At 69.9% G+C, this 6,985-nt stretch carries 6 protein-coding genes; 4 read left to right on the forward strand and 2 right to left on the reverse strand.

Going from position 1 to position 6,985, the window contains the following annotated elements:
* Positions 1 to 577: 577 nt before the first annotated feature.
* Entirely contained in the window at positions 578 to 2,446 is a 1,869-nt protein-coding gene (locus H610_RS0107280; RefSeq protein ID WP_028239059.1) for a S9 family peptidase, read from the forward strand.
* A 144-nt stretch (positions 2,447 to 2,590) separates the two neighbouring features.
* Complete coding sequence (locus H610_RS0107285; RefSeq protein ID WP_028239060.1) at positions 2,591 to 3,553, forward strand: DMT family transporter; 963 nt, start codon at positions 2,591 to 2,593, stop codon at positions 3,551 to 3,553.
* 231 nt (positions 3,554 to 3,784) lie between these two features.
* On the opposite strand, the gene H610_RS0107290 is transcribed toward H610_RS0107285, so the two are convergent.
* Together H610_RS0107290 and H610_RS0107295 are read right to left on the reverse strand one after the other, a co-directional pair.
* Complete coding sequence (locus tag H610_RS0107290; protein ID WP_028239061.1) at positions 3,785 to 4,405, reverse strand: NAD(P)H-dependent oxidoreductase; 621 nt, start codon at positions 4,403 to 4,405, stop codon at positions 3,785 to 3,787.
* Positions 4,398 to 5,792, reverse strand: a complete 1,395-nt coding sequence (locus H610_RS0107295) for a class II fumarate hydratase (protein ID WP_028239062.1) — start codon at positions 5,790 to 5,792, stop codon at positions 4,398 to 4,400. Before H610_RS0107295 ends, H610_RS0107290 begins: the two co-directional genes overlap by 8 nt.
* A gap of 152 nt (positions 5,793 to 5,944) precedes the next feature.
* On the opposite strand from H610_RS0107295, the gene H610_RS0107300 reads away from it, so the two are divergent.
* Both H610_RS0107300 and H610_RS0107305 read left to right on the forward strand, forming a co-directional pair.
* Entirely contained in the window at positions 5,945 to 6,448 is a 504-nt protein-coding gene (locus H610_RS0107300; protein WP_028239063.1) for a DUF2059 domain-containing protein, read from the forward strand.
* A gap of 13 nt (positions 6,449 to 6,461) precedes the next feature.
* Positions 6,462 to 6,773, forward strand: coding sequence for a BolA family protein (locus H610_RS0107305; RefSeq protein WP_028239064.1), 312 nt, complete (start codon positions 6,462 to 6,464; stop codon positions 6,771 to 6,773).
* Positions 6,774 to 6,985 lie beyond the last annotated feature (212 nt).

The raw sequence follows: 6,985 nt of genomic DNA on the forward strand, positions 1-6,985 counted from the left end.
ATATCGATGCCGATGACGCGGGGCATGGAAACTCCTTCTATTGATCCAACGATCATCACTGCACTCGGCTCAACCTTGTGGATGCGAGCTCTCGCCAGCGGCGGGCTCTGGATACCGTTCGAGCTTCAAGAGTGAGTGTGGAAGGCCGGAGCAGTATCTACTTCACAGGCTCAGGGCCTCAGGGTGGGCACGGCTTCCTGACCTTCCCCCGATGATCAGTCGGGAACTATCACCCCGGATGGCGTGGTAGTCGAGATACAAGGGTGGGCTTCAGCCCACCATCGGGCACAAACGATGGGCCAAAGCGGAACGCGCCCGGCCCGCCTAGGGCGCTGGTACCAAGCCGGCCCAGGCGCAGCTTCCACGGGCAAGGCCGTAGGCGCGAGCCGGCTCGCGAATGCCGGCGCGTATATCGCCATGCACTGGCAGTAGGCCACCCGGCCCCTTGCAAGCGGCGCCCACCGGCGTAGGCTATGCGTCTTGCGCGTGCTCTGCGCAGCCTCCGAGCGCAAGGGCCGTCGTCGCGGTACTCGATTCCCGGTCACTCACGCAGGCGCCTGTCGCCTCGGGTACACCTATGGAAAGAACGCCAACGCCTTGCGGCTTCTGGCCAAGCGACTGGACTGCCGCGCGGGCGGCCATGGCCAGCGCCGATTTCGCCGACCTGAAGGCCAGCCCGGCCGGGCTGTTCTGGGTGCGCTCCGATCCCGAAGACGGGCGCAGCCAGCTCTGGCGCTGGCGCGCGGGCCGGGCGCAGAGCCTGACGCCGGCGGGCCATTCGGTGTCCAGCCGGGTCTACGAGTACGGCGGCAGCGCCTTCTGCGTCACGCTCGGCGGGGTGGCCTTCGTCGATGAATCCGACCAGCAGATCTGGTGCCTCGACGGCCTGGACCCGCTGCCCGCGCCGCGCCGGCTCACCGCCGAGGCCGATTGCCGCTATGGCGATCCGTACTACGACCTGCTGACCGACTCGGTGCTGGCCATCGAGGAGCGGCACGGCCCGGACGGTGCACGCTACCGGCTGGTCAGCGTGGCCCTGTCGGACGGGCTGCGCCGGGTGGTCGCCGAGGGCGCCGACTTCTACGCCTCGCCCACCGTCAGTCCGGACGGCCGGCGTCTGGCCTGGATCGAGTGGGATCGCCCGGAGCAGCCCTGGACGGCCACGCGGCTGTGCCTGGCGCGCCGTGGCGGCAATTGCTTCGGCTGGAGCGGCATGCACTGTCTGGCCGGCGGCGCCGGCGGGGAATCGCTGCAGCAGCCGCGCTTCGCCCCGGACGGGCGCCTGCATGCCCTGAGCGATCGCCACGGCTGGTGGCAACCCTGGGCCGAGCAGGACGGCGCCTGGTCGCCGCTGCCCTGGGCGGCGGCCGAGGCCGACCACGCCGACGCGCCCTGGCAGTTCGGTGCCAGCAGCTACCTGCCGCTGGACGATGGGCTGCTGCTGTGCCGGCTGGAGCAGGGGTTCGGCCGGCTGCTGCGGGTCGAGGAAGGCGGCGAGCGGCGTCTCGCCGAAAGTTTCACCCGGTTCCGCCACCTGTGCGCCGATACCGAGCATTTCTATGCGGTCGCCTCGGCGCCGGATCGATCGCCCGCGGTGATCGCGCTCGACCGTGCGAGCGGCGAGGTCACGCTGCTGGCCGGGGGCGAGCAGCCGCTGGCGGCCGACGAGTGTTCGTTCCCCGAGCCGATCGCCTACCCGAGCGCCGGCGGCGAGCGGGCCTACGGGTTCTTCTATCCGTCGGCCAACCGCGCCTGCAGCCCGCTGCCGGGCGAGCGGCCGCCGCTGCTGGTGCGTCTGCACGGCGGGCCGACCTCGGCCTGCCATCCGGTGTTCGACGCCGGCATCCAGTTCTGGACGCAGCGCGGCTTCGCCGTCGTCGACCTCAACTACCGCGGCAGCAGCGGCTTCGGTCGCGCCTACCGGCAGCACCTGCACGAGTGCTGGGGCGTGGTGGACGTCGAGGATGCCTGCGCGGTGGTCGCCTTCCTGGCCGGGCGCATCGATGCGGGGCGCGCCTTCGTCCGTGGCGGCAGCGCCGGCGGCTTCAGCGCGCTCGGCGCGCTGGTGGCGGGCGGGCCGTTCCGCGCCGGGGCGAGCCTGTACGGGGTGAGCGATCCGCTGGCGCTGGCGCAGGTGACCCATGCCTTCGAGGGCGACTACCTGGCCTGGCTGATCGGCGATCCGCAGCGGCATCCGCAGCGCTACCGGGAACGTGCGCCGCTGCATCAGGCGGCGCGCATCCGGGTGCCGGTGATCTTCTTCCAGGGCGGGCTCGACGCGGTGGTGGTGCCGGCGCAGACCGAGGCGATGGTCGAGGCGCTGACGGCCCGCGGCGTGCCGGTGGAGTACCGGCTCTATCCGGAGGAACGGCACGGCTTCGGCCTGGCGGCGAACCTCGCCGATGTGCTGGAGCGGGAGTGGCGGTTCTACCAGCGCTGGCTGTGAGATCACCTCGTCCTGGTGACCAGCGGTACAGTTGAGCATCCGTTCCGCGCGCAACTGTTCCTGTGCCCGCACCGGGGCCGCTCCTAGAATGCTCGCCTCCCTTTCGCCCGGCCGACGGTCGGGCGCCCGTCGTCCGAGGCTTTCATGCACGTTTCTTCCGGTCGCTGGCTGCAGGGCTTTGCCCTGGCGCTGCTGACCGCCTTTCTCTGGGGCATCCTGCCGGTCAAGATCAAGCAGGTATTGCAGGCGATGGACCCTGTCACGGTCACCTGGTGCCGGCTGACGGTGGCCGGCAGCCTGCTGCTGGCGTACCTCGCGGCGAGCCGCCGGCTGCCGAGCTTCGCCAGCCTCGGCCGCAATGGCCGCTGGCTGCTGGTACTGGCGGTGGCCGGACTGGTCAGCAACTACGTGCTCTACCTGATGGGGCTGAACCTGCTTACTCCCGGCACCACCCAGCTGGTGCTGCAGGTGGCGCCGGTGCTGCTGCTGCTCGGCAGCCTGCTGGTGTTTCGCGAGTCCTTTTCGCCGGCGCAGGGACTCGGGTTGCTGGTGCTGCTGGTCGGCTTCGCACTGTTCTTCAACGAACGGCTGGCCGAGCTGTTCTCTTCGCTGACGCGCTACACCACCGGTGTGCTGACCGTGCTCGCCGCGGCGACCTGCTGGGTGTTCTACGGCCTGGCGCAGAAGCAGTTGCTCAGCCGCTGGAATTCGCTGCAGGTGATGATGGTGATCTACCTCGCCTGCGCAGCCCTGCTCACGCCCTGGGCCGAGCCGTTGCAGGTGCTGGCGCTCAGCCCGGTGCAGGGCTGGCTGCTGCTGGCCTGCTGCCTGAACACGCTGGTCGGCTACGGCGCCTTCGCCGAGGCGCTGGCGCACTGGGAGGCGTCGAAGGTCAGCGCCACGGTCGCGGTGACGCCGCTGTTCACCTTCGTCGCGGTGGCCGTGGCGGCCTGGTGCTGGCCGGACTACGTGCAGGGCGAGGAGCTCGGCTGGGTCGGCTACCTGGGCGCCTGCCTGGTGGTCGGTGGCTCGGTGCTGACCGCGCTCGGGCCGTCGCTGCTGGCCAGCTGGCGGAGGCGCCTCGGGCGCGGTGCCGTCCGTCAGTAGGGACGCGCCGAGGACTGGCGCGTTAGCGGCGACCAGGGATTGGTGGACTGAAGCGGAACGCCGCGCGGCCCACCCCTTGACCCGCAGTCGCCGCGAGGGCGCGGCCTCCCACAGGGTCCGGTGAGCACCGCTTGTTTTTTGTGGGAGGCCCGACCTCGGGGCGATATTCCGGTGAGAGCGGTCTTGACCGCGAATGGGCGCTAGCCTGCCCGGCGATGCCCGCCCGAAGCGCTAGACGCGCTCGCCGAGCCGCTGGGCCTTCTTCAACCAACCCTGCCGGTCAGCCTCCGACGCCGTGCGCACCGAGCCGAAGGTGGCCAGCCGACGGGTGCGGATGCCGCAGAAGCCGAGCACGGTGCGTACCATCTGCCGGTGCGCCGGCGCGCCGTAGACGAGGTGGAAATACCAGGGCGGGGTGTCCATGGTCACCAGCAGGTCGGCGCTGCGGCCGCCGAGCAGCTTGTCCCAGCGCAGCGAATCGCGGTAGCGGAAGGCGAAACCGGGCAGCAGCACCCGGTCGAGAAAGCCCTTGAGCAGCGCCGGCGGGCCGCCCCACCAGACCGGATAGACCAGCGCCAGGTGCTCGGCCCAGTGGATCTGCCGCTGGGCGTCGAGCAGGTCCGGCTCCAGCGCCTGGCTGCGCTCGTAGCCGTCGTGCAGGACGGGGTCGAACGCCAGCTCGGCCAGGCGCAGCAGGCGCACCGCATGGCCGCGTGCCCGGGCGCCCTGGACGTAGGCCTCCGCCAGCGCGTGGCAGAGGCTGTCCTGCTTCGGCGTGCCGAGGATCACCAGCACCCGCCGGCCGCTGCCGCCCTCCAGCGGCGTCGCCCCGCTACGGGGCGTTTCAGCCACGCTTGCCCGCCTCGATCATGTTTTCCGGGCGCACCCACTCGTCGAACTCCTCGTCGCTCAGGTAGCCCAGCTCGAGCGCCGCCTTGCGCAGCGTCTTGTTCTCCGCGTAGGCCTTCTTGGCGATCTCCGCGGCCTTGTCGTAGCCGATATGCGGGTTGAGCGCGGTCACCAGCATCAGGCCGCGCTCGAGGTGCTCGGCCATGCGCGCGGCGTCCGGCTCCAGGCCCATCACGCAGTGCTTGTTGAAGTTGCGGCAGCCGTCGGCGAGGAGGCGGATCGACTGCAGCACGTTGTGGACGATCACCGGCTTGAACACATTCAACTGCAGGTGGCCCTGGCTGGCGGCGAAGGTGATGGCGGCGTCGTTGCCCATCACCTGGCAGGCGAGCATCGACAACGCCTCGGACTGGGTCGGGTTGACCTTGCCGGGCATGATCGAGCTGCCCGGCTCGTTGGCCGGCAGCCTCACCTCGGCGAACCCGGCGCGGGGGCCGGAGCCGAGCAGGCGCAAATCGTTGGCGATCTTCATCAGCGTCACGGCCAATGTCTTCAGGCCGCCGGAGAGCGCCACCAGCGGCTCGTGGCCGGCGAGGGCGGCGAACTTGTTCGGTGCCGAGGCAAAGGGCAGCCCGGACAGCGCCGCCAGTTCCGCGGCGATGGCTTCGGCGAAACCGTGCGGGGCATTCAGCCCGGTGCCCACCGCGGTGCCACCCTGGGCCAGTTCGTAGATCGCCGGCAGGGTGTGGCGGATGGCCTGTTCGGCAATGTCGAGCTGGGCGACGAAGGCCGACAGCTCCTGGCCGAAGGTCACCGGGGTGGCGTCCATCATGTGGGTGCGGCCGGTTTTGACCAGGTCGCCGTAGCGCGCGGCCTGCTCGGCCAGCCCGCCGGACAGCTCGGCGATGGCCGGCAGCAACTGCTCGTGGACGGCCTTGGCGGCGGCGATGTGCATGGCGGTGGGGAAGCAGTCGTTGGAACTCTGCGCGCGGTTGACGTGGTCGTTCGGGTGCACCGGGCTCTTGCCGCCGCGTACGCCGCCGGCCAGTTCGTTGGCGCGGCCGGCGATCACCTCGTTGACGTTCATGTTGCTCTGGGTGCCGCTGCCGGTCTGCCAGACCACCAGCGGGAACTGGTCGTCGTGCTTGCCGTCGAGGATTTCGTCGGCGGCCTGCTCGATCAGCCGGGCGACGTCGGGCGGCAGGTCGCCGATGCGGTCGTTGACCCGCGCGGCGGCTTTCTTGATCAGTGCCAGGGCGTGCAGCACGGCCAGCGGCATGCGCTGGTCGCCGATCTCGAAGTTGGTCAGCGAGCGCTGCGTCTGGGCGCCCCAGTAGGCCTGTTCCGGGACCTCGACGGGCCCCAGGCTGTCGGTTTCGGTACGCGTCATGCCCCTTGCTCCCATGGTTGATAACTCTGATTAGGCCCGCCCCTGCCGGGGCGGTTCCGCCGTCCGGCCGGCCGGTCTCGCCTTGAGGCGGTTGAACTCCGCGCGCAGAATGGGTCCGAGTTTGCGAACCCATGCTGAACAGGATACTCCCCATGCCCCGTTTCATTTCCCTCTGCGCCGGCGCCGTGCTGCTGGCCGTCCTGGGCTCCCCCGTGCTGGCCGCCAGCGACAGCCACACCGCCGACGCCGAACGCTTCCTCAAGCTGACCAACGCCGACCGCCTGGCCGTCCCGGTGTACGCCCAGGTGCAGCAGCTGTTCGCCCAACGCTTCGCCGAGGCCAAGGCGCCGGAGAGCAAGCAGGCCACGCTCGAGCGCTACCAGGCCCAGGCCAATGCGGCGCTGGACAAGGCGGTGGGCTGGGACAAGCTGCGGCCGGAGCTGGTCGTGCTCTACACCAGCCAGTTCAGCGAGAAGGAGCTCGAGGGGCTGATCGAGTTCTATGAATCGTCGCTGGGCAAGAAGATGCTCGAGCGGCTGCCCGAGCTCAACGCCCGCTCGGCCCAGCTGGCCCAGGCACGGCTGGAGGCCGCCGCGCCGGAAGTCAACCGCCTGCTCGGCGAGATGAGCGCCGAGCTCGCCCCGAAGCAACCCTGAGGAAGCCTTTGCAATGAGTCGCCAGCAATCCATCGAACAGGCCCTGCAGGGCCTGCAGCCCGAGTACCTGCAGGTGCTCGACGAAAGCCACATGCACAGCCGCGGTCAGGAGACCCACTACAAGGCGATCATCGTCAGCCCCGTGTTCGAGGGCCTGACGGCGGTCAGGCGGCACCAGAAGGTCTACGCGGCCATGGGCGAGCAGATGGGGCTGATCCACGCGCTGGCGCTGCACACCTACACGCCGGCCGAATGGGCGGTACAGGGCGCCGCCCCCGATTCGCCGACCTGCCGGGGTGGGAGCAAGCACGACAAGGTGCATTGAGGCGGCGTAGGCCAGAGTGGCGGCAGGCCAAAAGCGGCTACAGGCGGCAGGCTACAGGCTGCAGGCGAAAAGCGCGCAAGAGCGCTTGACAGCGTTTTGGTGAGGCCCGACACACTGGAAGCCTGAAGCCTGAAGCCTGAAGCCTGAAGCCTGAAGCCTGAAGCCTGAAGCCTGAAGCCTGAAGCCTGAAGCCTGAAGCCTGAAGCCTGAAG

Source organism: Stutzerimonas azotifigens DSM 17556 (assembly GCF_000425625.1).
Taxonomy (GTDB): domain Bacteria; phylum Pseudomonadota; class Gammaproteobacteria; order Pseudomonadales; family Pseudomonadaceae; genus Stutzerimonas; species Stutzerimonas azotifigens.

Excerpts from the sequence above, each read along its gene's own strand:
- H610_RS0107280 (WP_028239059.1), top strand. The coding sequence starts at position 578 with ATGGAAAGAACGCCAACGCCTTGCGGCTTCTGGCCAAGCGACTGGACT.
- H610_RS0107285 (WP_028239060.1), top strand. The coding sequence starts at position 2,591 with ATGCACGTTTCTTCCGGTCGCTGGCTGCAGGGCTTTGCCCTGGCGCTG.
- H610_RS0107295 (WP_028239062.1), bottom strand. The coding sequence starts at position 5,792 with ATGACGCGTACCGAAACCGACAGCCTGGGGCCCGTCGAGGTCCCGGAA.
- H610_RS0107300 (WP_028239063.1), top strand. The coding sequence starts at position 5,945 with ATGCCCCGTTTCATTTCCCTCTGCGCCGGCGCCGTGCTGCTGGCCGTC.
- H610_RS0107305 (WP_028239064.1), top strand. The coding sequence starts at position 6,462 with ATGAGTCGCCAGCAATCCATCGAACAGGCCCTGCAGGGCCTGCAGCCC.